The organism is Ruegeria sp. H6 (assembly GCF_056532975.1).
Genome location: NZ_JBQFOA010000001.1, coordinates 1 through 26,559, shown reverse-complemented (window position 1 = coordinate 26,559; position 26,559 = coordinate 1). Strand labels below are relative to the sequence as shown.

Sequence of the window (26,559 nt, the reverse complement as noted above, 5' to 3'; positions counted from 1 at the left end):
CGTACTACAACTCTGATGCCGTTTGGGTCGCATTGGATTTGCGTCGGGTGCCATCCGGGTAGCAACTAAATGTAGAAAAAGCTCGTAGAGGTTGTACCGGTTTGGTGACGACATTCTCTACGCACCTGCCGCAAGGACAATTTAGGAAGAACAGCTTGTTATAAGAAGCTATTGACGAGTTTTATTCATCGGCGATGAACCTGAAGGTACTGCACAAGTTTTTGACGGTGTGCATGAACGATGGAGGTACCACAGCTATTGAACATGTTCGTCGGCTATTTGCTGACGACTACGGGGGGCATACTTTCGAATGGGAGTTCAAGGAACCCGCAGGAACCGCATTGCTCTCGTGGGGAGATGCAGGTGTAGAGGAAATAAAGCGCTTTCGCGGAAAACGAAAGCTATACGAACCGCACGCTTGTATTTGACATTCTAGCGGCTGCGACGGCTGGAAAAGGACCAACAAGAATTGCACTCGGCGCTACAGCAGATCTTTGGACCCAGATCGCTGTTGCTGGTGAACTATCCTTATCTGCTCAAATGGCTTTGGTTGATCTGGTGCTCTCGGTAGAAGCCACCGATGACGTCGCCAGTTTGATTGGTGGCGTTCTTCAAAAACAATGCTTCAGGGATGACATTGCTGCGGTAGAGCTCGTTCGAGCTGCATCTAGTCGGTGGCTCGCCATTGGGAATTCGGTGATAAATGGGTTTCGAGGCCTCATTGATACAAGTACGAATGACGAACCTATTTTTCAGGGTTTCTTTGAGGCAAATCTTTAACTTTTGGACCCAGTGGCAACTCTAGTCTGGCCATAACCGAACTTGTTTGGCTCCGGGAAACCTGACTTCGTCGTGAAACGTTCTGGCGGAAGCGATCTCGTAGTTGAAATTGAATGCCCAGGAAAGACGCTCATTACTCGGGCAAGACACCCTTCTGCAGATGTCACCCACACCGAACACCAAGTAGCGGACTACCGGAACTACATGCTGCGCCACATCGGAACTGTAAAAGATGTCTTTTCTGGATTTTCTGACCAAGATTGCTTGGTCGTTGTTGGTTTGGAAAGCACTTTGACATCCGAACAAAAGGAGGTCTTGGCTTCGCTAAATGGCGCTCGTCATCGAGTTGCCAAGAATCCGGTTAGGCTGATACCGCGCTGCTAATGTTTGTCGGCTGCTGGAGCCTTTGTTTTCCTCGTATCGGTCAGCCAAAAAGCGATGGAGTCGCCTAACCATTTCAACAATTGCCAGGCAATTTGTCCCCGGCAATGCTGAAATCACGGCAATTCATGAAGGCGAAGTTGAATTTTCCGACCAAAAAAACTTAGGCCGCTGACGGTAATATCGATGACGACCAGCCATCGAAAGAGCTGCTTGCTGCGAAGCTCCGCGGCTTCGGGCACGGCAACAGATACCAATATGTATGCGGTGCTTGGAATTGCCGGAAGCGACAGAATTGAAAGGTATGGCAGTGCCTCCGGGTCGGAGGACCACATAGTGGAAGTCATGACAATTGTTGACAGACCGAGAAGCAGCGCTCCCCACCCAGTCAGATATAGCGTTCCGTCGGCAGTTTTTCCAACAACGAAGCTCGCACCGAGTGCGATGAGGGACACAAACCAGGTCGACAAGAAGTTGGTGAAAATACCTCTCTGTATGCGCCGAGTGTGAAACTGATACGCCATGTGACATGTCTGGGACCGATACTCGCCATAAAAATGTGCCGGCCTCTTCGCCGAAGAACGTCTTAATCATAGCTGACCGAAAGTTTGCTGCTCATCGGCAAAGACTGACAGGTCAGAATCGCACCATTTGCAATGTCATTGTCTTCTAGCGCCATGCGAGCTTGCATGTGTACGTCACCGGAGACCAGCTTGGCGCGGCATGCTCCGCACACACCTGATTGGCAAGAGAATGGCGGATTCAAACCTGCGGTTTTGGCCGCTTCCAATATGGTCTGGCCCTGTGAAATGCTCAGGGTATGTTGCGCTCCGCCGAGCGACAGCTCCATCGACGATGCTACACCTTCGACGCTCGTATCAAGTTCAGCAGCCCCGCCATAGCTTTCCATGTGGATGCGGTTTGCTGGCACGTCCAGCGACATCAACGCTGCTTTGACGGCGTTGTTCATGCCGCCTGGTCCACAAACATAGTAATGGGCATCCTGAGCGTAAGGCGGGTTCTCTGTGATCAAGGCTTCGATGGCGTCGTTGTTCAGGATGCCTTTGCGCCAATAGTCTGCGCTGGACCACCACCCGGGCTTTGAGAAGACATGATGTATGGACATCCGTTCTGGATGGCACGCCCACACGCCATGCAGTTCATCCTCAAGCAGGATGCTCTTTTCGTTGCTGTTGCCGTAAGCCAAATGCGCAAATGAGCTGGGCTCCGCCGCCATGACAGACCTGAGCATCGCGTAAAGCGGCGTAATGCCAGACCCCGCGCCAAAGAAGTAATGCGTGCGACGTGCGCCCTGTTTCGGATCGAGGCAAAACCCACCATAGGGTGGCATGGCGTCGATCACGTCCCCCTTTTTCACATTGTCATTGATGTGGTTGCTGACGACTCCGCCTTTGACCCGCTTTACTGTAATCCGCAGTGGATCACCTGTGAAAGGTGAGGACGAGATGGAATAGCTACGGCGTTGTTCTGCGCCATCAATAAAAAAACGGAACGAAAGGTGCTGACCGGGTCGCCAGGCGAAGGTTTCCGTCAACGCCTCGGGCACGTCGAATATGACTGTCTTGGCCAAGCCACCGATTTCCTCGCGGGTGTCATGAACCCTAAGGGGCTGAAAGTCTCGCGTCATGACTTTTCTCCCAACCATTCAAGAACCACTTTTTGGTGGTCAATCACAGGACTTTCACCGACCGATGCCGGGCCGGTTTCGAAATAGGGTGATTTCAGGGATTTCTGCTGTTGCTCACAGGCATAGATATCCTCACCGGTAAAGTCGCCAGCGACCATCGGATCGTCTTCGCTTATGGCGTCATGCGCTTCGTATTTGCCGCTCAACCCGAATTTGGTCCAGAAATTGGAGGATTTCATGGACTGTTTTGCGAATTCCCATCCCGAACTGTTGGATACACGCCCGCGATTGCTTACGCGCGTCAGTTCTGGCCCAAGAGGTTCGATGATGAAAACGTTCCAGCCATCTTCCGACCCGGCAAGCCCGATACCGGGAAACAGCATGGGCACCCAGGCACCGTTCATATCTTCCGGGATCACGCGCGGAGCGATTAACTTGCTTTCCTGATCCTTCAAGTAAGCTTCAACTGGCGGTTCCCAAAACATATAGTGCGGGCCTTCCCAATGGTATTGGGCTGCCTTGTGATCATACATCTGAAGCGTGTTCGAATGCAGATGGCTCAGATGGTAAACGTCGATGTAGTTCTCGACCACGACCTTCCAGTTCGCTCTGATCTCATAGCTGTTGTTCAGCTCTTTGTACTCGACCAGTTCCTCGGGCACATGCGGCCCGATATGCATCTCTGTGGGGCCGAACCATTCGGCAATCGATGGCGCTTCTGGGTCGGGATGCACAAAGATCATCGACTTCCAGATATCTACTTTGGCAGGCTTTAGACCAAGGCAGGATTTATCGATCTTGCCGAACTCTTCCTGTTCCTCAGGAACAGAGACGAGGTTGCCCTCAAGATCATAGGTCCAATCGTGATAGGGACAGGTTAACGCCTTCTGCGTCTTACCCACAGCGCGGATCAACTGTGTTCCACGGTGCCGACAGATATTGTGAAAGGCGCGCAGGCGTCGATCCCGGCCCATGACAACGAAGATGTTGTTCAAGCCGGCCTGAACGGTGAAATATTGGCCCGGTTCGCTGACATCTTCCATGAACCCGGCATAGCGCCATGTCTTGGAAAAGATGTCGCGCATTTCGCGGTCGAACCACTCTTGCGAGGTGTAGGCCTCAACGGGCAACAAATGCAGCATGGGTTTCATTTGAAACTTCCTCAGACCGTTTGTGGTACGAAATCGAGCACGACCAGCAGCAATCCCAGGACCAGCCAGGCAATCTGCACCAGCCAGAACAGGATGGGATCTTCGCCGCGGGTCACTTCGGATAGCAAAAACGCGTGCCCCGAATGAAAATTCGGGATCGTCCAATAGACAAACAGAAACCCCCAGAGTGCCTGATAGCCAAAAGCCGTTGAGATCATCAGGATCACAAAGGTGGCGTAGTTCAGCAATCGAGTTCGGGTCATGTTTTGTCTTTCAGAGTGTCAAGAAGCGTCAGAGCCGCCGTCTTAGCGCGTGCTTCCCACGCCTCTGGCATTCCCAGAGAGGCGAGAGATGTTGCGTTGAAATAGACGGCGACGATGCCGTGTGCTGTTGCCTGTAACTGACCGTTGTCAGCGTCCGGGAGATCAGATCGTAGAATTGAGGACACCGCCTCTTCGAAATCGAGGATAACTTTGCGGCACTTCGCCTGCAGATCGGCATCCTCAGAGGCTCGGGCCGTCAGCGCGGCAAAGACCAAAATCAAATCTGGTGAGGATGCACTGGCATCCAAAAACAATGTATCCACAAGCCACTTCGATCCGTGGTTTGGTGGCGCAGCGGCAATCATCGCGTCGGTTTGATCAGAAAAGCCGCTAAAAACGTAATCTTGCAACGCAGCGATGACGTCTTCGCGATTGCCAAGGTGATGGCGTACCAACGGGCGTTTCAGCCCTGCTTCCTCTGCGATCTGTGCGAGCGATGCACCTTCGACGCCGTAGCGCGCCACGCAGCGAATAAGTGCCTGCATGACCTGTTCATAGCGATCATCGCGGTTTGACGGACGACCAACCATGTCAGTTCCAGTAGATCTGCGGAAGGGTTCTGGACGCCTTCTGTTCCCTGACAGTCAGAGCATCGCCGAACCTTAGCAGAAGACCGCTTCGGCCGATGGAAGCAAAACTATACCCTTCGGTCAGAACTTCGCCGTGGAGGTCGAGATCGCCGTCGCTATCTCCGTCATGCGAGGCGGCAATTGCGTATGGCCCGGTTGGCAAGTCATCGAATGTCAATGCTACGCGCTCCTCGTTTGTGGGAATGATTGCCGCGGCCGTATCGTACATGAGATCTTTCGCTTCGAATTCGATCGCGTCATCAAAAGCTGCAACGACCAGCACGCCATTCGAGTCGTGCATTCCATCAACGCTCGCGGCTAGCGCACCAGTTTCTGCAGCCAAGGCAGATGCGCTCAGATCGCAAATCAAACCAAGTGCAGAGGAGATTATGAACTTTCGTGCAAGCAACTTGCAACCCTTTGCTGTCAAGTGTGACAGCAAATAGGGGTGATACTTTTAACTGTCAATAGCGACAGTTAATTTGATTCAAGTGGAGCAGCCGTTCGTCTAAAGATCATCAGTGTCCGTTATGTCCCGCGGCGCAGACCTTGGCTCGTTTAATAAGACTAAAAAACCTCGAATGCGGCCCGACAGTCTGCGACCATTAAACGAAACAATCCCTACAAACAGTGAGCTCATTCGTTGCAATTATCAGTCCCAATTCCGGTTGAGCCTGGTATATCCGGTGTCCAAAAAAATTACCGGGCAATCGGTCTGGTTATCAGGAGTGCGATACATAAAGTAGTTCGCATTTACCCTATCTTGTTCCACAGACTTTGTGTCTTTATGTCAGACAAGATCCCCTCAGCTTTTTTGTCGGCAATCCACTGGAGGACCTCGTTGACTTAGTCCCGCACGCTAGCTTCAAACCTGCTTGCAAATCACAGATTCAGTCCACAAGTAGATACGTTGCTTTCAGGGTTGGAAACAGCAACAGCGTATCCGTTCTCCAGGTCAAAGAGCGTATAGGCCACCAGACCAATGTTGTCGAAAGCTGCCCGGAAGCGCGCTTCATCCGCCACGGCGTTGACGGCTGCGACATGCCCTTCAACAAGCGCAACACGCGAGGCTTGGTGATCAAATCCTCTCTGCTTCAACATGAATGCAATTGACTGCCGGGTCAGTTGCATTGGGGCTGTGTAGTCCGAAAACACGCCGTTCATTGCCAGGCGCAAATCCTCGAGTGAGACGTGTTCAGCCGATGCGATCTTTGGGTCCACAATTTGTCCAAAAATAAGAGGTTGAGATGACCATTCTGACCTGGAGATGCTTTCGCACTACCAGGATGATCGCTGAAAGTAACACCGTCCTGGGGGCGCTGGGTAATCCATGCCAATGTCCCTTTTCATGTGGCCAGACCAGTGTTGAAACTCACCTAAGTGAACGGTTTTTTTCCCGCGGCCTGCGCCAAATCGATTCAGAAAGCTATGAAAGTACGTCGGCAGTTTCATATGGTTCTCACATTCATTGAATTGATGACTGCCATACGTTTGGCTAGTTAAAGGGCTCTAAAACAAATAAAACCGAGCCAAAGAGCATAAGGAGATTGAATGGCTTCCCGAGGTGAATTACCGCCATTGGCTGCAATTCGGGTTTTCGAAGAGGCAGCGAGGTGCAAAAACTTCACGGTTGCGGCAGACAAGCTTGGGATGACTCAGGCTGCTGTCAGCTATCAGATCAAGATCCTTGAGGAACGGGTCGGCGCACCACTCTTCCGTCGCGAGGCACGCGGAGTTTCCCTGACAGATATTGGGGCCGGTTTCGCGGAAAAGGCGACCGGCGCGCTTAACGTTCTGAGTGACGCCTATGCCGAGGCGAAAGGCGTTTCTCAGGAAACGCTTGCAATCAGTGTCATTCCAACATTTGCCACCAATTTCCTCGCTCAGCACCTGGGGGGATTTCAGATGGACAATCCCAATATCGCGGTGCGCGTAGAGGTGAGCGAAACCCTGACCGATTTTGTCTCCAGCAGCTTCGACGTCGCCATTCGCGGTGGCAAAGGCAACTGGCGCGGACTTTCGAGCCATTTGCTAATCCAGACCCGTTTTACCCCGATGCTGAGCAAGGATCTGGCTGAAAGCATAGGCGGCGTTCATGATCCCAAGGACCTAATGCGCCTTCACATTCTGTCGCCCTCTGATCCCTGGTGGAACCGTTGGTTTGCAGAGGCGGGATTGGAGAGGCCGGAGATGCCACAGGAAATCCGCCAACATTTCGGTCCTCAGGTATTGGAAGCCAACGCCGCCATGTCAGGCCAGGGTGTCGCAATGCTAACGCCTGCATTTTTCAAGGATGAGCTTGCAAGCGGGCGGTTGATCCAACCTTTCGATCTGACCTGTGAAGATGGGTCCGGCTATTGGCTTGTCTATCCCGAGAGCCACCGCAATTCGAAAAAGATACGGCGGTTCAGGAAATGGCTGGAAGCAAAAACGAAGGACTGGCGATCCTAGATGCCAAAAGCCGTTCCGAGGACTAAGGCTGGTCGAGAGGCGGCAACCTGTGCTCGAAGATCGAAGATTTTACGATGGACGTGTTGGTCTCGGCCCGGTCGTGGAAAGGCAAAAGGATATCGTCGAGTTCGCTGATCTCTTTCAAAAGTAACCTCGCGACATAGCAATCGTCGCCAGTGACCCTGTCACACGACATAAAGCGAGGCTGCTCCTCGATCATCTTCTCAACAATGTGAAGCTGCCCACTTCTTGGTTTGATACTGACCAGAGCCTGGATTGTGTATCCAAAGCGTCTCAAATCGATCCGGGCACCAAAACCTGTGAGGTAACCGCTTTCCTGAAGGTGGCGCAGGCGTTCTCCGACGGCAGGGCCGGAAAGGCCGACACTCTTACCGATTTCGGCAAGGCTGATACGGCCATAGGAATCGAGAAGCTCTACGATTCGGCAGTCTGTTTGATCCAGTTCTTTCGACATGAAGGAAGTGTAGGAAACTGGGCAATGATATGAAAGAAGATCTTCAATTTTCCCTTCCTAAGTGATGGGACATTATCCGGTTCGTTCCGATAGTTTGCCGTAAGCAGAACTAAGGAGACAAAGATGGATATCCAGCGTATTGCGGCGTTTAGCCAAGGAGCGGAAGGCGGGAATCCGGCAGGTGTTGTGCTGTTGGAAAGCGAAGCTAGTACCGAGGAAATGGCCCGGGTCGCGGCTGAGGTTGGATATTCAGAGACTGCGTTTGCCGTTGCACAGGATGGCGGGAAAAAGAGTTGGCGCGTTCGCTACTTCTCTCCTGAATCTGAGGTTCCATTCTGTGGACATGCGACAATTGCCTTGGGCGCCGCGCTCGGGCGACATAGTGGGGCTGGCACCTATTCCTTAACCCTGAATGACGCCACGATCACAGTGGACACAGACACGACACCTGACGGCATAGTGGCCACTTTGTCGTCACCCCCGACCAAAAGCCGCACAATGACCGACGCAGAAAGGCGCGATATCCTGGCGCTCTTTGATCTGACGGTGGATGACCTTGATCCACGCCTAGCCCCGGCTCATATCCATGGTGGCGCGGATCATGTTGTACTACCACTGAAAAGTCGGACCCGATTGGCTGGAATGACATATGATCTCGACAGGGGGCGTCAGGTGATGCGCGACTATGATTTGATCACTGTGATGCTTGTCTTCATTGAAGCCGATCAGACATTCATTGCGCGCAATGCATTCGCTTCGGGGGGTGTTCTGGAAGACCCGGCAACGGGCGCAGCGGCGGCGGCCTTTGCAGGGTACCTGCGTGATAGCAACTGGCCGCATGGGGGTGAATTCACCATCCGCCAGGGTGAAGATATGGGCAGCCCATCCTTGATCCATGTGTCGTTGGATGATGTTAAAGGTAACTCGGTACGGGTATCCGGCACTGCGCGAGACATAGTATGAGCAACCTTCCCGAAGTAATTGCAGCCTACATCGATGCCTACAACCAGATGGATGTGGCCGGCATGATCGCTTGCCTTTCTGACGACGTGGTGTTTCGAAACATTGTCGACGGAGACGTCACGGTTGAAAGGTCAGGAAAACAAGCCTTTTCCGATTTGGCCTCTGCTGGCGTTCAAGCGTTCAAAACTCGTCATCAAGCGGTGATAAACATGATAACGGTCGGAACCGTCTCCTTGGTTGAGATCGACTATTCAGCGGTTGTTTCGGCTGATTTGCCCAACGGCTGGAAAGCAGGGCAGCAGCTTCGATTCCGAGGGGCATCTGCGTTTCGCATCGAAGGCGGTCGGATCGTCAGTATTACCGATCAGAGCTGAACGAGCCAAAACAAACATTGATGCCTGGCCCTGATGTTTTGTTGGCGCTGATTTTCGACTTGGTCCAAATTTTTGGCGGCAACACTACGAACACGCAAAGGAAATCAGATGATTAATCGATTGGCTCCGGCCTCGTTGCGCGCTGTACCGGAACAATACCAAGGTATCTATGTGCATGGCACCCAGATCACTGCTCCGCAGTCGTTTTTATTTTTGTCAGGGCAAATCGGCGTCTCTCCGGATGGCAAAACCCATACGGGATTCGAGCAGCAATGCCATCAGGCGATGGACAACGTTGAGGCACTTCTCAAAGACAGCGATCTGAATACGTCCGACATTCTGCGCGTTGTTTACTATGTCACCGACGCGGTTTTCATACCCGAGCTTTCCAAACTGCGCCAGGCCCGTTGGAACCAAGGACATCCGCCAGCGGTGACGACTTTGGTCGTTGCTGCCCTTGCAGCACCAGATCTTCTCGTTGAAATCGAAGTTACCGCGGCCCGTTGACCTGGATGACACATGCCGGATCAGATTTGGGCTCTTATACTCTTTGCGCTGATCGCCACAGGCTCCCCCGGCGGTGCAACAGCGCTTGCAACAGCTTCTGGCGCGCGGTTTGGCTTTCGGCAAACCCTGCCTTTGATTTTGGGTATCGCCATTGCACTCGCGCTGCTGGTGGCCGTGTCCGGAACCAGTCTTGCGGCCACGCTGCAATCCACGCCTTTTCTGAATTCTGCAATTAAAGCAATCGGGTCAGCGTACCTTGTCTGGCTGGCACTCAAAATTGGATTTGCCGGTTCTCCCTCGGCCATGCGTGTAAGCGAAACACAACCCATGAGTTTCCTCGTCGGGGCGGCGCTGTTGCTTGTCAATCCAAAGGCTTGGGCGATGGCGGTGGGAGTCGCTTCGTCTTTCTCCAACTTGGTCTCAGATCCCTTGCTGCTTGGCAGTATTCTTGCCGCTGTGTTTCTGGTGTGCGCGTGTGTTTCACTGTCGCTTTGGGTTTTGGCAGGAGGGTTCGTCGCAAAGTCACTGCGTTCTGACTGGCATTGGCATATGTTCAACGGCGCAATGGCGCTACTTCTGTTGATTTCGATTTTACAGATTTGGATTTGAGCGAAGCGAATTCCCAGCTTCTGCGGGTTCTACTGTCGTAGGTTCAACTGAAGCCATATCATAGACTGAAAAACTGCTTCGTTTTCAAAGTAGATCATGAATTGAACATATGAAGAGGTTCGAACTTTGAGAAACAGGTTCTTATTGCTGACGGGTTGCTCAGGCGGTGGAAAATCCACGCTTCTTGACGCTTTGAGCAAGCGTGGATTTGCGACTGTATCGGAACCGGGTCGGCGTATCGTCGAGAAAGAAATTTTTGGTGACGGCAAAGCTCTGCCATGGATCGATATGGAGGCCTTCGCAATACGCTCCGTCGAAATCGCTCAATCTGACTTAGAGGCGGCTCAACTACACTGCGGTCCAGTGTTTTTTGACAGGGGCCTCATTGATGCCGCGGTCGCATTAGAACACTCGCGCGGACCATCGCTTTGTGAAACAATTGGCGATGCTCGTGTCTACTCGTCGCCAGTGTTTTTGTTTCCACCTTGGAAAGAGATCTTCGAAAGTGACGCTGGACGCAAACATGATTTTCAAGCTGCGGTAGAGGAGTATCATCGCATAGAAAGTGCGTAGAGTAACCTTGGTTACGAGGTTTTGATTTTACCAAGGCTAACCGTAAGCGTGCGGGTTGAAATCGTGCTGGATGAAAGTGGAATTGCTTAGTCCGGATGTCTGCCCAGTGCGCGATACGGCCATCAAAAAGCTCTGGGAATTGCGCGCGAGCGCTAATGTCCGCTATACGGGCTGGGACAGCAGCAATCCGAGACCACTCCCTATGCCGGCTCTGGCCCGTTGGGTAAGTCGTGGATAACAGGGCAATGGCTTATGCTGCGCCTGCTCTAAGGTCAGCGCTGAGCCTATAGTTCCAGATGCTGCATCTGGAAAGGGTGACCGCGAAGCTCTGATTGCTGCCATTGGCTGCTATCAAATCGTTCTCGGTCAATCGATGTCGAGCAACACTGGCGCCCGCATTAAAGCCGTTGACAGTGGTACTTTGGATCTGGGCTCATTGAAAGCCAGCAGCACCGTCGCGCCGAACCTGCGACTAACTTGCCAGCAATGCTCGTTAGGCCGACTCTGCAACCCACATCGGACTTAAATTTCAGCCCATCAATTTCCCTGATTCCGAGCTTCCAGCCGTTCCAAATTTACAACCGTCGAAAGCATCAGACGATCATGGGTCCAATCCTGAGTTTGACGCACCGAGGCCGAACCAATGGCAAGCATAGCAACCAGGGAAAGTGTAGACCCGATGAAGACAACTGATAATTGGGTTGTCGCTACCGGCGCATCGGTCAGGGCAATCACACGCTGGCGCAGAACATGCTTTGCTTTCGGCCCGCTAACCAGGGCAACATGAAGAATGCGGGGGGTTTTCAACTTAATCGATCGCGTGCAGTAGTCCAGCAGACAGGCGATATAGTCGGTCGCGTCAATCCCTTTGCGCGAGACAACAGACTGATCGCAGGCTAATTCTCGAAGCCGATCAAACTGATGTTTCATAGCAAGATAGGCAGGGTTCCAGAACAGCAGCGGGCGCAGAAGTTCGAAACCCAGTTCCCATTCCACGTCTAGCGCGCGGATGTGCTGGAATTCATGTGCCAGAGCAAAGCGCAGATCGCGCGGCGAGTTCAGCAGATGGCTGGGCAAAACGACGTGACGGCGACGAAGGCCGCGCACTGCAAACGGCACGGTGACGCGATCCGAGATCCGGATATCCACCTTAGAGGATTGCCGCCACAGAAAGCTGGACCTTACAGCGTTGCGAATTGCAAGCGCGTTCAGAGCAACCCGAACTGCCAGAACAGCCGCTATCAAAGACACCGCAATCAACGTGCATGTCACAAAGACAGAGCCGCCGGACAGGACATGATCAACCCAGCGTTCGCGCGTGTTCAGAAGGGTCTCGAACTGTGCAGCCGGCATGGCAATTTCACCGCGCAGATAGGCCGCTACTGCGATATCGCCCAGCGCCACAAAGCGTCCGGGCCACACCTGAGCGAAAAAACCCGAAACGCCCATCGCCAGAACAGGGCTGAGCATAACGCCAATGCAAAGTACCTTGAGCGACCGAAGCTGAGCAACAAAGCCGTACCGCATGGGTGTCATCGCAAGGGCCCCGCGCAGGACCAGCCAGATCAGCGCCGATAGTCCAAGCACAACGTTGAACTCGAGAAATGCGTCGAGAACCGGTTTAACCGCTGTCATTTTGCAGTCTCCTCTCTACCAGTGCTCGAATCTCCTCTAGGTCATCTTCTGTAAGTCCCTCATCGTCGACCAGCCTCGCAACCAGCGTCGCGGGTGTGTCGTCAAACAGGGTCCGGGACAGATTCTGTAGCGACCGCGACTGATACCTGTCCTTCTCCAGAAGCGGTCTGTAGATCAGCGACTTACCATTCTTCTCGCTTTCGACGAACCCTTTTTCATCAAGGATTCGCAGAATCGTGGCGCCTGACGTGTAGGCCAGATTGCGATCAGGTGGCAGGCGATCAAGGACTTCACGGACCGAACCCTGACCAAGTGCCCATAGTTCGTTCATGAACTCAAGTTCCACTTCGGTCAGCAGATTTGTTGTTTTTTTCTTTCGCATCGAACTCGGTGTCGCCATTTTTTAGTTTACCTGACAGACAAGCATCCTTTCGCTGTTTCGCAAAGCCTAAACTTTCCAGAAGACGAAGACGCCCCAACCAATGGACAGGAAGAGAGGCGTCCAAACAGGTTGGCCCATCAACCCGAGCCAGGCCAGGAAGATATAGGTCGAGCCCAGCAGCGTGATGAACAGCCGATCCCCCAGCGTAGTGGTCAACCCCAGCACGCCGCGACGCTCGATCCCGTCTCGGAATTTGAACCCTTCCAGCAAACCAATTAGGGCGATGGCCGAAAAGATACCGATGAATACCGCCAGTGTGGCCGGGGTCCATGCCATCCAGAAATCCGGCCACAAAGGAGCGGTCCACGAGAACACTTTTTCCTCTTGCTGGCCGACGCTGCCCCAACCGGCCTGTTGAGCATAGGCAACTGAAGGCAGGAAAGGCAGGGTGAGAAGAAGTTTACGCATATCGAACCTCACACACGTCCCATCGCGAAACCGCGCGCGATGTAGTTGCGGACAAACCAGATGACGATGGCGCCAGGGATGATGGTCAGTGTACCCGCAGCAGCCAGCAGGCCCAACTCATACCCAGCGCTCGAGGCTGTGCGGGTCATCACGGCGGCGATGGGTTTGGCCTCGACCGCGGTCAGGGTCTTGGCCAGCAGCATCTCAACCCAAGAGAACATGAAGCAGAAGAAGGCCGCGACGCCCACGCCCGCTTTGATATTCGGCAGGAAGATCGTCACAAAGAAGCGCGGGAAGGAATAGCCATCGACATAAGCCGTCTCATCCAGTTCCTTCGGGATGCCGCGCATGAACCCTTCCAAAATCCACACCGCCAGCGGCACGTTGAACAACGTGTGCGCCAAGGCCACCGCCAGATAGGTGTCAAACAGGTGGATCGACGAATAAAGCTGGAAGAACGGCAGCGCGAAGACCGCCGCAGGGGCCATGCGATTGGTCAGCAGCCAGAAGAACAGCTGCTTGTCGCCCAGGAACCGATAGCGCGAGAACGCGTAGGCCGCAGGCAGGGCGACACAGACCGACAGCACCGTGTTGATCGTCACGTAGATGATCGAGTTGATATAGCCCCAGTACCACGTCGGGTCGGTGAAGATGGTGATGTAGTTCTCCAGCGTGAAGGTCTGGGGAAACAGGGAAAAGCCCGACAGGATCTCGTTCGTGGTCTTGAAGGACATCGCCACCAGCCAATAGATCGGCAGCATCAGGAACGCGATATAGAGGATCGGGATAAGGGACCGTTTCTTCATTGCGCGTCATCCTTTGTCATCAGAGTGTAGAAGACCCAGCTGACCAACAGCGTGATGGCGAAATAGATCAGGCTCATCGCGGCCGCAGGACCAAGGTCGAACTGCCCCAGCGCGATCTTCACAAGGTCGATCGACAGCAATGTGGTTGAGTTGCCGGGGCCACCGCCGGTCAGAACGAAGGGCTCGGTATAGATGTTGAAACTGTCCATGAACCGCAGCAGAACGGCGATGGTCAGAACGGTTTTCATCTTGGGCAACTGGATATAGCGGAACACCGACCACGGGCTGGCCCCGTCGATCTTGGCAGCTTGGTAATAGGCATCCGGGATCGACACGAGGCCCGCATAGCACAGCAGAACAACCAGCGATGTCCAGTGCCAGACATCCATCACGATGACCGTGATCCAGGCCGACAGAGGCTGTTGCGTCATGTCATAGTTGATGCCCAGAACGTCATTCAGGAAGTACCCCATCAGTCCGATTTTCGGCAGGGCGAAGATATTCCACATCGAGCCGACCACATTCCACGGGATCAGCATCGGCAGGGCCATCAGGACCAGACAGACCGGCACCCAGAAGCCTTTGCGCGGCATCGACAGGGCGACGATGATGCCAAGGGGCACCTCGATCAGCAGGATCAGGAAGGTGAACAGGAACTGCCGTCCCAGCGCGGCCTGGAACCGATCCGACCGCAGGATTTGTTCGAACCAGCCCAGCCCTTCCCAGAAGAACTGGTTGTTGCCAAAGGTTTCCTGCACCGAGTAGTTGACCACCGTCATCATCGGCACCAGCGCGTTGAACGCGACCAGCGCCAGCACCGGCAGGACAAAGAACCATGCTTTTTGGTTTTCTGTTCTCATCAGCTGCGCTCCTCGGTTGCGATCCAGCCGTCGCGATAGACGCGGGATTGTTCTGGTTTGAATTGCAGGAACACATGCGAGCCGGGGTTGGGCGCGTTGTGTTCTGCCACCGCCTTTACCGGAGTGTCTCCGACCATGGCGCTGACCACATAGTGGCGACCGATATCTGCAACTTTGGTCACATGTGCAGGAACGCCAGTCTCGCCAAAGCTGATGTATTCCGGGCGAATACCCAGATCGGTGCGGCCGCCTTCGCCTAGGGTTGGGCCTTCGAGCATCACCTCATGGCCTTGGAACACAGCGCGGTCGCCTTTGGCCTCACATGGCAGAACGTTCATGCCCGGTGAGCCGATGAAATGGCCGACAAATGTGTGCTGAGGACGCTCGAACAGTTCGACCGGGGTGCCGATCTGCACCACTTCGCCTTCCTGCATAACGACCACTTCGTCGGCGAAGGTCAGCGCCTCGGTCTGGTCGTGGGTCACGTAGATCATCGTGGCTTGCACACACTGGTGTAGCTCTTTCAGCTTGGACCGCAGTTTCCATTTCAGATGGGGGTCGATCACGGTCAGTGGCTCGTCAAACATCACTGCGTTCACATCGTCGCGCACCAAACCGCGACCCATCGAGATCTTCTGCTTGTTGTCGGGACTCAGGCCGCTGGCACGGGTATTCAGCATATCCGTGACGTCCAGCATCTCGGCGATCTCATCGACGCGGCGCTTGATTGTTGCCGGGTCAACGCCCCGGTTATTCAAAGGAAATGCCAGGTTTTCGCCCACGGTCATCGTGTCGTAGATCACCGGAAACTGGAATACCTGCGCAATGTTGCGCTGATCGGGTGGCAAGGCGGTCACGTCTTGATCATCAAATAAGATCTGCCCCTCAGACGGCGTCAGCAGGCCCGAAATGATATTCAACAAGGTGGATTTGCCGCAACCTGAAGGCCCCAGCAGTGCATAGGCCCCGCCATCGCGCCAAGTGACGTCGATTTTCTTCAGCGCGTAATCCTCGGGGCCTTTTGGGTTAGGCATATAGCTGTGTCGCAGGTTCGAAAGTTTGATCTGTGCCATGTCAGGCCACCCTTTTGCCGTCTTGGCCGAAATACCGGCAATGGGCCGGGTTCATGTAGAAACTGTGATCCTCGCCGACCTGATAGGGATGCACTCCCGCCGCCAGAGACACCCAGTCGTCCGAGCCATGCCGGAAATGCGCACTGGAGTCTGATCCCGACAGCTCGGTCACGATTACGCGGCCTGTCAGTTCAACGTCAGCCTCGGACGTGCGGATTGGAGTGACGCGATGAGGGCGCACGGCGACCATGTATTCGCCATCGGCCATGTTCTGAACCGCCCAGCTGCCACCACCCGCCAGCTGCGCTTGCGCGCCGGACACGGTGATATTGGCCACGTTGATCGGTGGGTCCGAGAACACACGCGCGGCGGCGATGTTTTCGGGGTTGCGATAAATGTCTGCGGTTGGACCGAACTGCGTGACTCGGCCATCTTCCATGAGTGCAGTGTAGCCCCCTAGCAGCAGTGCTTCTTCGGGCTCGGATGTGGCATAAACCACCACGGCCCCGCGACCGGCGAACAGATCAGGTAGCTGCTCACGCAATTCTTCGCGCAGTTTATAGTCGAGGTTGGCCAGCGGTTCATCCAGGAACACGGCGCGGCTTTCCTTGGCGATGGCGCGGGCCAGCGCTGTACGCTGCTGCTGTCCGCCCGACAACTCGTGCGGACGGCGATGCAGCATCGGACGCAATTGCAGCAGGTCGGCGGCCTCTTCCACACGGCCTTCGATTTCGGATTTCGCCATGCCCGCCACGCGCAGGGGCGAGGCGATATTGTCGAATACGGTCATATGCGGGTAGTTCACAAAGAACTGGTGGACCAGGCTGATCTGCCGCTTCTGCGTGTTCAGCTTCGTCACATCCTTCCCATCCATCAGCACCTTGCCCGAGGCGATCGGGTCCAGCCCGGCCATCATCTTGATCAGCGAGGTCTTGCCCGATCCCGTCGCCCCCAGCAGCACATTGAAATGGCCGGTTTGCAGCGTAAGGTTGGTGGGCTTGATATGAATAACGTTGCCAACCCGTTTGGTGGCGTCTTGAAGTTCGATCATGTCCGTGGGTTCCGGTCGTTCAGTGCATCGCACTGGTCGTAGGGTGGGGATGCCGCGCACGGCACCCCCAGTTGCATTGGCTCAGTTGGCCTGCCAGCGCGCCACCAGTTCGTCATAGTTGACAGTCTGGCCTTGCGGCTTTTCATTTTCCAGCTTGGCCTTGGGCGAGCCCTCTTTCTCCAGCCAGAAGGCAGTATCCTGCGGCTCGTTCAGGCGCGGGCCACAGCCACCATAGACGTTGGCGGCCTCATCCGCGGCCTGCATACGGGCCATGGTGATGTCCATTTCTTCGGCCAGACGGTCCATCGCCTCTTGCGGGGTGAAGGCACCCGAGTTCACATCACCGATCTGCTGCCACCAGATCTGGGCCAGCTTCGGATAGTCCGGCACGTTGATGCCAGTGGGCGACCATGCCACACGGTCGGGCGAGCGATAGAATTCGACCAGTCCACCCAGCTTGGGCGCGCGTTCGGTGAACGACTCGTGGTTGACCGAGCTGTCGCGGATAAAGGTCAGACCCACATGGGATTTCTTCACATCAACAGTCTTGGACGTCACGAACTGAGCGTAGAGCCACGCGGCCTGCGCACGATCCGCAGGGGTAGATTTCAGGAAGGTCCACGACCCGACGTCCTGATAACCGACCTTCTGACCTTCTTCCCAATAGGGGCCATGCGGGCTGGGCGCCATCCGCCAAAGCGGCGTGCCTTCGTCATCCACGGTGTTGTTGCCTTCGGACTTGGGCTTGACCATGTCCGCTGTAAACGCCGTGTACCAGAAAATCTGCTGGGCCACATTGCCTTGGCTGAGCGCCGGTAACGACTGATAGAAGTCATAGCTTGCGGCACCCGGAGGCGCATAGTTCCGCAGCCACTCATCCCATTTGCGGATCGCATAGACCGCAGCCGGACCGTTTGCTGCACCACCGCGCGAAACGGACGCACCGACCGGGTTACATGTGCCCGCTTCCATGCGAATGCCCCATTCGTCGACGGGAACACCGTTCGGTTCGCCCACGTCACCGGCACCAGCCATCGACAGCCAGGCGTCGGTCATGCGCCACCCGAGATCAGGCGCGCGCTTGCCATAGTCCATGTGGCCATAGATCGCGACGCCATCGATTTCTTTTACGTCATTGGTGAAGAACTCGGCGATGTCTTCGTAGGCCGACCAGTTGACCGGAACGCCCAGATCATAGCCGTATTTCTCTTTGAACGCGGCTTTATTGTCCTCGTCATCGAACCAGTCCTTGCGGAACCAGTAGAGGTTCGCAAATTGCTGGTCAGGCAGCTGATACAACTTGCCGTCCGGACCGGTGGTGAACTGAATACCCATGAAGTCATCCAGATCCAGCGTCGGCGAAGTTGTCGCCGCCCAATCGCCACCCATCATGTCGGTCAGCGGATAGGCCAGCTGCAGGCGCGAATGCGTTCCGATCAGGTCGCTGTCGTTGACATAACCATCATACAGGTTCCGCCCGGTTTGCAGCTGAGTCTGAACGGCCTGAACCACTTCACCTTCGCCGAGAATCTGGTGATTGACCTTGATCCCTGTGATTTCCTCGAAAGCCTTTGTCAGAACCTCGGATTCATAGGAATGCGTCGGGATACCCTCGGACAGGACATTGATTTCCATGCCCGAGTACGGTTGTGCAGCTTCGATGAACCACTTCATTTCGGACAACTGTTCGTCCTTCGACAAGGTCGATGGCTGGAATTCGTCGTCAATCCAACGTTGTGCTGCGGCTTCGTCGGCCCAAACAGGACCATGCCCCGCAATGACGGCCGCTGCCGCCACGGCGGAAAGTAGATGTCTCCGCATCTGTCTCCTCCCAAGATTATGTAATCCGGCGCAGACCGGATGGCATTCAGCATCGGTTATATTTTGCGCAGCTGTCAAACTAAAATTTTAGTAATGGAAGAACGTGGTATTAAGGATATGTTAATAAACATTATTTTCACTATCGAGGTGTTTACGATTTAAAGTTTGTTCAATCAACTGGCATCTTTGGGTGCTGAAAACGTCGCGTAGCTAATTCTTGAACCGGCTTAACACCTGCTGCTCAAATGCGAATTGGGTGAAACACAAGGCTGATGCCTGCTAACGAAAAGGTTCAACTAGCCTGTTCGAAATTTGCAGCGAAAGCTCACTTTTCTGCCCGACCTGCAGGGGGCCCGCAGTCACGATCCGCCAGCAGTTGCCGTTCGAGCAACGGCAGCGAACTCTCCTTTTGTCCCGCAAACAGTGAGTTGTAACAGAAACAAATATTGCCAGCGCAGCGAATTGCCGCTAAGCGGACTGCGACCGCGGCATTTGAATACAGTGCTCAAGGTCGGCTCTGGGCCGTCCGCGATGGCGGTATTTCGTCGTAAACTTAGGTCTAAAATGCTCCGAAATTTAGCTTGGCTAGAGTCAAATGTAGACCATTGACATGTGCAAGGACAACTGATGCCATTCCTTGATGCAACGACGACTGACCACAATAGGGCTAGGCAGCAGAAGAGGCGAAACCAACGAGCTTTGGTTGTGTTGCAATCACCATTATCTTTTCTAGATTCGAATTTGGGTCCGCCTGTCTGGCACCAGTTTGAATAGTCTTGAATAGTGGCAACCATGCGGTCTCGTTTGCAGTATTTGATTTTGGCCCCCAAAGTCCGCTAAGGGCCGTCGCCGATTGCGAAGAACCATCTAGGTAAATGGATGCTATTACGAACTCAATGGCAGAAGTGAGCCTAATTTGACCGATGGTGTGTTGCGTACGCGGGCCAGCTTCTCTTTAATTCAAGTTTTTTAAAAGTATCATATTTGGTAATCACGCGGTCGATGGTCGATCGTGGACCGATTGCTAAAGAACTCTGTAGTTCTGCGGCAAACAAGATTTTCTGTGGAAGCCGAGTTTGGCTGCGATGCTGAACCGCTTTCTGATTTAGCTCTAGGCGTTCAAACTTGGCTCTGTTTGCTTTTTCAGAGCACAAATGCCTGCTCCACCCCTGCAAGTATGTCTATCTCGGCGCTACGTGTTCGGTCTGTGGTTGAAACGCAAGCATATCCGATTATCCCTTCGCGCGATGGCAAAAACCCTCTACGATCCCGGTTGTTAAGCCACTGGCTTAATTAAAGGCTAACGGCTTGAAGACTCGCTCTGAAAATGAACGTGACAAAAACGATCGTCTTGAGACCGACCTAACTGCTTCTCAGTGTCGGCGGATACCGAAAAATATGCACGCAACTGGTTGTAAGATATGATTACTTTTCAAGAATGGAATGTACGGCAAAAAGTCGGCGAAGCTGGCCTGAGAGTTACAGCAAACATGTGTCTGATTGACGATGTTTTTACAGAAACCGCACATCAACGTCGTTTAATCAAACTAGACAAGATGAATCTGCCGTCAGGGGTTAAACGTGTTGCCTCTCGCATAATGTGGGAAACAAGAACATTTTCCTTTGATGACGCCGGCATGAAACCGACACCTATCGAAGAGTCTTCGACCTACATGCGAATGGCTGACATCTGGGAACATAGAGAAAACCTGGACCAGAGCCAAACTTACGAAGAAATTAGGAGGGCGTTGGAAAAAAATGGCTGTTTCCGTCACAAAAAATACGAAATTACCGACGTTGCAAATATTCTCGACTTGCTAGAAGCATGCTATCTTGAATTGATTGTTAGCATTGGCCGCGATGGGTACCTTCCGGACAAAAAGAATGATTTTTCCACTAACGGTATCGGTACAGCCTATATCGGTCACAACAATAGGCTTATCAGTGGGCCCGCTGCAACTCACCGCAAAGTAGCTGCTAAAATTATCGGATATAATGGTGTCTTCCCACTGCGCATCATTGGGATACACCAAGATTGGCTAACCGCAAATGGCATTCGACGGTCGAATGCCCTTCATAAGCTGCCCGCTATTTTCGAAACAGTCGCTGGGGTTAGCCAAAACCAAAGCAAAACTTGATTTCGCTCTTGCTCGTTGGAAGAGTTAGATCAGTTTCTAAGGTCTGGCGATATCCCACAGCGCTTATTGTCAACTGGCCGCGTTTTCGCGCCCCCAAGCCGTTTTACGGCACGTTAAGCTTAGTTGGTGCCGTCAGAATCCGAATGGTGTACATTCCCAAAAAAAGACGCTGGAGCAACCGCAGCGAAAGCTCAATATGTCCTGCATTACAGTCATTCGCCGAATTTAGTCAAATGACCGCACCGAGCCATTTTACCGATGTTGCACACTGAACGGATGTCTGGTTTCGCGACAACCCAGAGCGGACTCTTGCAGGTAGGGTCTCAGTGCGAGGATTGTAGTAACTATGGGCACTTCCGCGAATTGAGTGCAAATTGGGGCGCCAATTTTGCTCTTTGAGTCGTGAATGCAGTCCGCGACTAGAGCTCGCTAACCGCAAGATCTTGAAGATCAATGGAAGACAAGACAATGTACTCCGCGAACTGTCTGGCGGATGTGTTTCGGTCATGCGGCAATTGATGTACAATTCGATAATCCACACCTTTACTTAGACGGTCTCAGCACGGTCAGCCTCGGCTTTGCCCGCAGCACTTTTTCCGCCGTTCGAATCCTGTACATCCGACGATGAAGAAATGATCTTTATAGCAACACGGATAGCGCGTTCATGAAAACCGATGAGCTTGTCCTCAAGGATTTCAAGCGACTACCGCTCAATTTTGACCTCGGCCAGCGATTGATCAGAAAAATGGCGGCTGGCTCCGCTATGTATCTCGTTCTTGCTCTTGAGCGTTTGCCGCACAACGCCAATTTCAGAAGCGATATCGCTCATTCTCGTGCGCTCGACTCCGTAGCGCGTGAAAACCCGCGGCAAATCCAATCTAAGCCCATTCTCCCGAATGATGCGCGGCGGGAAGATGTCTACACTGAAGGCGAAGCACCGGAAGCTGTATCGCACCCAGTAACATCAAAGTTCCCAGCCGAACCCCGTTGATTTCTCTGTCATGTTCCAAAGCCTTGTCATGACAGGTTTGTCATATGCATGCGGATTCAACGTGCCTTTGCCGACAGGACCAACCGCTTCCATTCTGCCTGTTGGTCCGTAAAGTGCGCGTTGTTCGGTCAAAGCCTCTTCGGTGGCGCACATGACTTCGGGATAGGACCCTTGTTCGGCCGATTGAACCATCGGCGTCTTGGTCATGAGCCACCAGATGAATCGCATCGTCCGGCTGCCGTTTGTGCTGATCAGTGACGTTGCCGACGAGCCGGGATGGCAGACATAAACCTCCACTTCGGTGCGGCCTGCGGCGGCAAGCCTGTCCTGTAACTCATAGGCAAACATCATTTGCGCCAGCTTGCTTTGCGAATATGCGGTGTTTGGCCCGTAACCTTCGTCCCAGTTCATGTCGTCGAACTTGATCGTCTTCAGACCCATGTTGTAGCCGAGACTGGCGACAACAACGATCCGACCTTTCGAAGCTTCGATCCGTTCGAATAGCATCCCGCAAAGCAGGAAGTGACCGTAATGGTTTGTGCCGAGCTGACTTTCGAAACCATCCTCTGTCAGTTTGCGGGTTGGCACCTGGGCGATGGCCGCGTTGCAGATGAGTGCATCAATCCGGGGAACGGAATTCAGAACTTCGCTCGCAGCTTCGCGCACGCTCGCGAGCGAGGCCAGGTCCATGCGAATGAATCTCACTTCTGCTTCGTTGCCGAACTCAGTTTTCAGCTCCGCAACAGCCGCCTGAGACTTCTCAGCCGAGCGGTTCAACATCACGACCTTAGCCTTCTTCTTAAGAAGCGTCCGCGCGGCCTGGAACCCGGCACCGGCGTTGGCACCGGTTATGAGGTAGGTCTTGCCGGTGAGGTCGCCGAGGCGTTCGGGCATCCAACCTTTGGGTCCGAATGTGGTATCTGGCATCTTTTGTCTCCTATCTGCGCGGGCGCTGGGACCGAACGAATTGTGTTTCAACCTGGAAATGCAGATAGCTCTCAGAAGAACGCAAAAACAGGCGATATTATCGCAAATACTTGCCCGATTGTATCAAGCTAGTTGCCAGCTTTGATCTGGAGCCGCTAGATCGCTCTTATGAGCAAGAATCAGATCAAGCAAATCATCGCAGACCGAACCGAAACGGACGGCCTGACCGAAACGGGCATAAAAGGTGTGCGGCTGTTTCGGGCCACGCATTCAATCCCCTGTGTTCCGGCTGTTTACGAGCCCTGTGTTGTGGCCATTGTCAGTGGGGTGAAAGAAGCCATTCTGGATGGCCGAATGTATGAATACGACAACAACCACTATCTCTGCTGCCCTATGTCAATGCCGGTCAAGGCGGGGACGCCTTTGGCGTCGCATCACAACCCGCTCTTCGGGGCTATGATCTCACTGGAGCAACGTGTCATGGCCGAGCTGGCGATGGAGATGGAAAACGCCGGGGGCGTTCTGCCTTTGGTCAAAGGAGAGCTGGGGGAGCCAGGAATTAGGCTTGCGCGATGGGACGATGGGTTCACCGAAGCGCTGCTGCGGCTACTGCAACTCGGAGACAGCGAAACGGATACAGCTGTTCTCGGGCAGGCACGATTGCGTGAGGTGCTCTATGCGATCCTGAAGGGAGAAGCTGGCACATTCGCCCGACAGGCCTTCGGTGCTGGCAACGCCATTGCACGCTCCATTGCGCATGTGGCGTCACATTTAGATACGCCGATCTCGATTGACGATATGGCAGCTCGAGCGGGCATGAGCCGGGCCGTCTTCCATCGCAAATTCAAGCAGGTCACGACGATGGCCCCAATCCAGTTCGTCAAGTCCATGCGCCTCAACAACGCCGCCATGAAGATCGCCGGCGGAATGCCTGTGAACGAAGCCGCGATGGACGTTGGCTATGTCAGCCCGTCCCAATTCAGTCGCGAGTTTAAACGCATGTATGGGCAGTCTCCGAAGCAATGGGGTGATACTCAGAAACGACTGGTCAGAGTGGCTTGAGACTGATTTTCGAGAAGAAATCGGACTTTGGAGCCATGGCAGCGAAAGTCGGCTCTGACAGCTGCACCTCGGCGCTCGGGTGGACAAGTGAATAACCCGTAGAGGCCCTAAAGAATATTGTAGCCTGAAACCAGTGCTCTTGCTCTTCATGCTGCGTTTGACCAACGTTTTGGAAACGCGCAGTGTTGCCCATGCTTTGAACAGTGATTTCCAGCCGCAAGATTCTGGTTTAATTTCAAACACCAGGATCAATCGAGGAGAGCTGGCATGCAGTACCACTTAGAGGGGTTTCGTGCGGGCGATCCATCCGTTTCAGCTACTCGTGACCGAACGGCTGATGACAAGGTCGATGTCCTGATTGTTGGCTGCGGGCCTGCGGGATTGACGTTGGCCGCTCAACTTAGCGCCTTTGGCGATCTCTCAGTGCGCATTGTCGAACGAAATTCCGGGCCACTGGAATTTGGACAAGCCGATGGCATCGCATGCCGCTCGGTTGAGATGTTTGAGGCCTTTGATTTTGCGCATCGCGTGATCAAAGAAGGCTATCAGGTAAACGAGGTCGCATTCTGGCGGCCGGGACCCGATAAAGGCGCACTTGTCCGCGCAGACCGAATTCCGGATGTCGAAGACGGTCTCTCTGAAATGCCGCACATTATTTTAAGCCAAGCGCGAATCCACGATTTCTATCTCGATGTTATGGCGAAATCCGTCAGTCGCCTTATGCCTGAGTACAACCGTGAGCTGGAGTCTCTGGTGCGTTTCGACGAAGAAGAATTCCCTATTGAGGCAAAAGTTGCCTGCCTCGACCGGGGCGGCGAAACCGAGACCATTCGTGCAAAGTATGTGGTGGGATGCGATGGTGCGCGAAGCAAAGTCCGATCCGAAATCGGTCACGTTTTGAAAGGATCGTCAGCACGTCAGCTTTGGGGGGTCATGGACGTTCTGCCAAGAACGAACTTTCCTGACATTCGGCTGAAATGCGCAATCCAATCCGCCGATCATGGAAGTATTCTGATCATCCCTCGTGAGGGCGGCTATATGGTGCGTCTTTATATCGAGCTTGATACGCTGAAGCCCGACGAGCGAGCGGCTGATCGCGGCCTCACCTCTGACCAATTGGTGGAGACCGCGCGCAGCATTCTGGCCCCCTATGACTTTGATGTCGCCGAGGTTGCCTGGTGGTCGGCATATGAGATCGGCCAACGTGTCTGTGACGGGTTTGACGACGTGTCCGAAGCAGATCGCGGTGCAAAAACACCAAGGATTTTCATCGCAGGGGACGCCTGCCACACCCACAGTCCGAAGGCGGGTCAGGGTATGAATGTCTCGATGGCAGATGCGTTCAATCTGGGCTGGAAACTGGCCGCAGCCCTGCGCGGCCAGTCACCCTCAGGTTTGCTCGATACCTATTCAGCAGAGCGCCATGCCAAGGCGCAGGAGCTGATCGATTTTGACCGGGATATGGCTCGCCTGTTCAGCGAGAAGCCCAAGACCGAGGAAGACGCGGCGAAATTCCAGGCCTATTTCAAGAAACACGGCCGCTACACGGCGGGTGTCGAGACGCGTTATGAACCCTCGCTGATCGTGGGCGACGAGCGTCATCAGTCGCTTGCCCAGGGATACCCGGTTGGCAAGCGTTTCCATTCCGCACCTGTGATCCGGCTTGCCGACGCCAAGCTGCTTGAACTGGGGCACATCCTCAAGGCGGATGGGCGGTGGCGGATTATCTCGTTTGCCCCAACATCCGATGAGGGAACCTCTGATGGTCCCACTGGCAACCTGTGTCGAAACCTTGCCGGTCTGATCAAAAGGGTGACACCGGATGATGCAAACATCGACTCGGTCATTGATGTTCGAGCTGTTTTCCAGCGCCCGCACCAAGACATGGATATCGGGCATTTGCCGGATCTCTTGCGCCCCCGAAAAGGTCGCCTCGCTCTAACCGACTATGAAAAAGTCTTTTGCCCGAAATCTGGCAGTGACATCTTTGATCTACGTGGGATCGATCGCAGCAAAGGGGCAGTCGTTGCGGTACGACCAGATCAATTCGTGTCTCTGGTCGCTCCGATAGACGCGCCAGAAAAGATCCACAATTTCTTCGCGGCGGTATTTCTGGCCCATTAGAGCCCGCTTTTTTGTATCACCGATCTCAATGTCCGGTGAGCGGGCTGCGAACGCTGCAACCGTTTTTAACGCTGGATATCTCTGTTGGGTTATTTTTGCGGACGGTTCGATGGTTTAATACGTAAATGGCTTCAGAAATAACCAACCCAACGTTGACCAGGCACAATATCATGGGGTTGAAGCGCTTTCTTCGAAGCAGGCAGTGAATCCAACCCGGGCGCCGCGCATTCCCGCTGCGCGCGCTCGCGGTATGAAAGTCGCTGAAAGTGCAAAGTTACGCGTGTGAATGTACGGTGAGAGAAACAACATTTTATTTGACCTACGGGTGAGCAGCCTCATCTGACTGGTCCAACCTGATTGTTAGTGCATCGTCGGCTTGTTATCCATTGGGATGATGGTTTCGGGTGCTGGCGGGCG

28 protein-coding genes are annotated in these 26,559 nt (G+C 53.9%); 11 read left to right on the top strand and 17 right to left on the bottom strand.

From position 1 onward, the window contains the following. The first annotated feature begins 540 nt into the window (after positions 1-540). Positions 541-780 (top strand): hypothetical protein, encoded by a 240-nt coding sequence (locus ACR0AG_RS00140; RefSeq protein WP_480835190.1) that lies wholly within the window; start codon positions 541-543, stop codon positions 778-780. 497 nt (positions 781-1,277) lie between these two features. Here ACR0AG_RS00140 and ACR0AG_RS00135 read toward each other — a convergent pair whose 3' ends face one another. From ACR0AG_RS00135 to ACR0AG_RS00105, 7 genes are all read right to left on the bottom strand, one after another. Next, the gene (locus ACR0AG_RS00135) at positions 1,278-1,685 is read right to left on the bottom strand and encodes a hypothetical protein (protein WP_480835188.1); all 408 of its coding nucleotides are present in this window, start codon (positions 1,683-1,685) and stop codon (positions 1,278-1,280) included. A gap of 62 nt (positions 1,686-1,747) precedes the next feature. After that, a complete protein-coding gene (locus tag ACR0AG_RS00130; protein WP_480835186.1) occupies positions 1,748-2,809 on the bottom strand; it encodes a 2Fe-2S iron-sulfur cluster-binding protein in 1,062 nt (353 codons plus the stop codon). Then, positions 2,806-3,960 (bottom strand): aromatic ring-hydroxylating oxygenase subunit alpha, encoded by a 1,155-nt coding sequence (locus ACR0AG_RS00125; RefSeq protein ID WP_480835185.1) that lies wholly within the window; start codon positions 3,958-3,960, stop codon positions 2,806-2,808. Before ACR0AG_RS00125 ends, ACR0AG_RS00130 begins: the two co-directional genes overlap by 4 nt. Before the next feature lie 11 nt (positions 3,961-3,971). After that, complete coding sequence (locus ACR0AG_RS00120) at positions 3,972-4,223, bottom strand: hypothetical protein (RefSeq protein ID WP_480835183.1); 252 nt, start codon at positions 4,221-4,223, stop codon at positions 3,972-3,974. Next, entirely contained in the window at positions 4,220-4,813 is a 594-nt protein-coding gene (locus ACR0AG_RS00115; RefSeq protein ID WP_480835181.1) for a TetR/AcrR family transcriptional regulator, read from the bottom strand. The genes ACR0AG_RS00120 and ACR0AG_RS00115 overlap by 4 nt, the downstream gene beginning before the upstream one ends. A gap of 1 nt (position 4,814) precedes the next feature. Continuing rightward, positions 4,815-5,261 (bottom strand): DUF2141 domain-containing protein, encoded by a 447-nt coding sequence (locus ACR0AG_RS00110; protein WP_480835179.1) that lies wholly within the window; start codon positions 5,259-5,261, stop codon positions 4,815-4,817. 473 nt (positions 5,262-5,734) lie between these two features. Next, positions 5,735-6,073 (bottom strand): hypothetical protein, encoded by a 339-nt coding sequence (locus tag ACR0AG_RS00105; protein ID WP_480835177.1) that lies wholly within the window; start codon positions 6,071-6,073, stop codon positions 5,735-5,737. A gap of 330 nt (positions 6,074-6,403) precedes the next feature. On the opposite strand from ACR0AG_RS00105, the gene ACR0AG_RS00100 reads away from it, so the two are divergent. After that, positions 6,404-7,303 (top strand): LysR substrate-binding domain-containing protein, encoded by a 900-nt coding sequence (locus ACR0AG_RS00100; RefSeq protein WP_480835175.1) that lies wholly within the window; start codon positions 6,404-6,406, stop codon positions 7,301-7,303. A 22-nt stretch (positions 7,304-7,325) separates the two neighbouring features. Here the strand turns inward: ACR0AG_RS00100 and ACR0AG_RS00095 are convergent, their stop codons facing one another. Further along, positions 7,326-7,778, bottom strand: a complete 453-nt coding sequence (locus ACR0AG_RS00095) for an Lrp/AsnC family transcriptional regulator (protein WP_480835173.1) — start codon at positions 7,776-7,778, stop codon at positions 7,326-7,328. Positions 7,779-7,901: 123 nt separating this feature from the next. On the opposite strand from ACR0AG_RS00095, the gene ACR0AG_RS00090 reads away from it, so the two are divergent. The 5 genes from ACR0AG_RS00090 to ACR0AG_RS00070 all read left to right on the top strand — a co-directional run bounded on the left by ACR0AG_RS00090 (position 7,902) and on the right by ACR0AG_RS00070 (position 10,804). Then, a complete protein-coding gene (locus tag ACR0AG_RS00090; protein ID WP_480835172.1) occupies positions 7,902-8,741 on the top strand; it encodes a PhzF family phenazine biosynthesis protein in 840 nt (279 codons plus the stop codon). Further along, on the top strand, positions 8,738-9,115 hold the full coding sequence (locus ACR0AG_RS00085; RefSeq protein WP_480835170.1) for a nuclear transport factor 2 family protein: 378 nt from the start codon (positions 8,738-8,740) through the stop codon (positions 9,113-9,115). The genes ACR0AG_RS00090 and ACR0AG_RS00085 overlap by 4 nt, the downstream gene beginning before the upstream one ends. A 108-nt stretch (positions 9,116-9,223) precedes the next feature. Then, positions 9,224-9,622 carry a RidA family protein gene (locus ACR0AG_RS00080; RefSeq protein ID WP_480835168.1) on the top strand — a complete coding sequence of 133 codons (399 nt, stop codon included), beginning with the start codon at positions 9,224-9,226 and terminating at the stop codon, positions 9,620-9,622. Between the two features lie 12 nt (positions 9,623-9,634). After that, positions 9,635-10,231, top strand: coding sequence for a LysE family translocator (locus tag ACR0AG_RS00075; protein WP_480835166.1), 597 nt, complete (start codon positions 9,635-9,637; stop codon positions 10,229-10,231). A 126-nt stretch (positions 10,232-10,357) separates the two neighbouring features. Continuing rightward, positions 10,358-10,804 (top strand): AAA family ATPase, encoded by a 447-nt coding sequence (locus ACR0AG_RS00070; protein ID WP_480835164.1) that lies wholly within the window; start codon positions 10,358-10,360, stop codon positions 10,802-10,804. Between the two features lie 537 nt (positions 10,805-11,341). On the opposite strand, the gene ACR0AG_RS00065 is transcribed toward ACR0AG_RS00070, so the two are convergent. From ACR0AG_RS00065 to ACR0AG_RS00030, 8 genes are all read right to left on the bottom strand, one after another. Next, a complete protein-coding gene (locus ACR0AG_RS00065) occupies positions 11,342-12,439 on the bottom strand; it encodes a M56 family metallopeptidase (protein WP_480835162.1) in 1,098 nt (365 codons plus the stop codon). Then, on the bottom strand, positions 12,426-12,821 hold the full coding sequence (locus ACR0AG_RS00060) for a BlaI/MecI/CopY family transcriptional regulator (protein WP_136443804.1): 396 nt from the start codon (positions 12,819-12,821) through the stop codon (positions 12,426-12,428). The genes ACR0AG_RS00065 and ACR0AG_RS00060 overlap by 14 nt, the downstream gene beginning before the upstream one ends. 66 nt (positions 12,822-12,887) lie before the next feature. Further along, entirely contained in the window at positions 12,888-13,289 is a 402-nt protein-coding gene (locus ACR0AG_RS00055; RefSeq protein WP_480835160.1) for a DUF2160 domain-containing protein, read from the bottom strand. 8 nt (positions 13,290-13,297) lie between these two features. Beyond that, positions 13,298-14,095: a carbohydrate ABC transporter permease gene (locus ACR0AG_RS00050; protein WP_058280831.1), complete on the bottom strand. Its 798-nt coding sequence runs from the start codon at positions 14,093-14,095 to the stop codon at positions 13,298-13,300. Beyond that, complete coding sequence (locus ACR0AG_RS00045; protein ID WP_480835158.1) at positions 14,092-14,955, bottom strand: carbohydrate ABC transporter permease; 864 nt, start codon at positions 14,953-14,955, stop codon at positions 14,092-14,094. Before ACR0AG_RS00045 ends, ACR0AG_RS00050 begins: the two co-directional genes overlap by 4 nt. Beyond that, positions 14,955-16,028, bottom strand: coding sequence for an ABC transporter ATP-binding protein (locus tag ACR0AG_RS00040; protein ID WP_480835156.1), 1,074 nt, complete (start codon positions 16,026-16,028; stop codon positions 14,955-14,957). The genes ACR0AG_RS00045 and ACR0AG_RS00040 overlap by 1 nt, the downstream gene beginning before the upstream one ends. A 1-nt stretch (position 16,029) precedes the next feature. Further along, a complete protein-coding gene (locus tag ACR0AG_RS00035; protein ID WP_480835154.1) occupies positions 16,030-17,079 on the bottom strand; it encodes an ABC transporter ATP-binding protein in 1,050 nt (349 codons plus the stop codon). 81 nt (positions 17,080-17,160) lie between these two features. Beyond that, positions 17,161-18,900, bottom strand: coding sequence for an ABC transporter substrate-binding protein (locus ACR0AG_RS00030; RefSeq protein WP_480835152.1), 1,740 nt, complete (start codon positions 18,898-18,900; stop codon positions 17,161-17,163). Between the two features lie 1,421 nt (positions 18,901-20,321). Between ACR0AG_RS00030 and ACR0AG_RS00025 the strand changes: the two genes are divergently transcribed. Both ACR0AG_RS00025 and ACR0AG_RS00020 read left to right on the top strand, forming a co-directional pair. Then, positions 20,322-21,038 carry a hypothetical protein gene (locus ACR0AG_RS00025; protein ID WP_480835151.1) on the top strand — a complete coding sequence of 239 codons (717 nt, stop codon included), beginning with the start codon at positions 20,322-20,324 and terminating at the stop codon, positions 21,036-21,038. Positions 21,039-21,702: 664 nt separating this feature from the next. Then, the gene (locus ACR0AG_RS00020; RefSeq protein WP_480835149.1) at positions 21,703-22,029 is read left to right on the top strand and encodes a hypothetical protein; all 327 of its coding nucleotides are present in this window, start codon (positions 21,703-21,705) and stop codon (positions 22,027-22,029) included. On the opposite strand, the gene ACR0AG_RS00015 is transcribed toward ACR0AG_RS00020, so the two are convergent. Further along, the gene (locus tag ACR0AG_RS00015) at positions 22,003-22,956 is read right to left on the bottom strand and encodes an SDR family oxidoreductase (RefSeq protein ID WP_480835147.1); all 954 of its coding nucleotides are present in this window, start codon (positions 22,954-22,956) and stop codon (positions 22,003-22,005) included. The genes ACR0AG_RS00020 and ACR0AG_RS00015 overlap by 27 nt on opposite strands. 168 nt (positions 22,957-23,124) lie before the next feature. Between ACR0AG_RS00015 and ACR0AG_RS00010 the strand changes: the two genes are divergently transcribed. Together ACR0AG_RS00010 and ACR0AG_RS00005 are read left to right on the top strand one after the other, a co-directional pair. Beyond that, on the top strand, positions 23,125-24,018 hold the full coding sequence (locus ACR0AG_RS00010; RefSeq protein WP_480835146.1) for an AraC family transcriptional regulator: 894 nt from the start codon (positions 23,125-23,127) through the stop codon (positions 24,016-24,018). A gap of 267 nt (positions 24,019-24,285) precedes the next feature. Beyond that, positions 24,286-26,142 carry an FAD-dependent monooxygenase gene (locus tag ACR0AG_RS00005; RefSeq protein ID WP_480835144.1) on the top strand — a complete coding sequence of 619 codons (1,857 nt, stop codon included), beginning with the start codon at positions 24,286-24,288 and terminating at the stop codon, positions 26,140-26,142. Positions 26,143-26,559 lie beyond the last annotated feature (417 nt).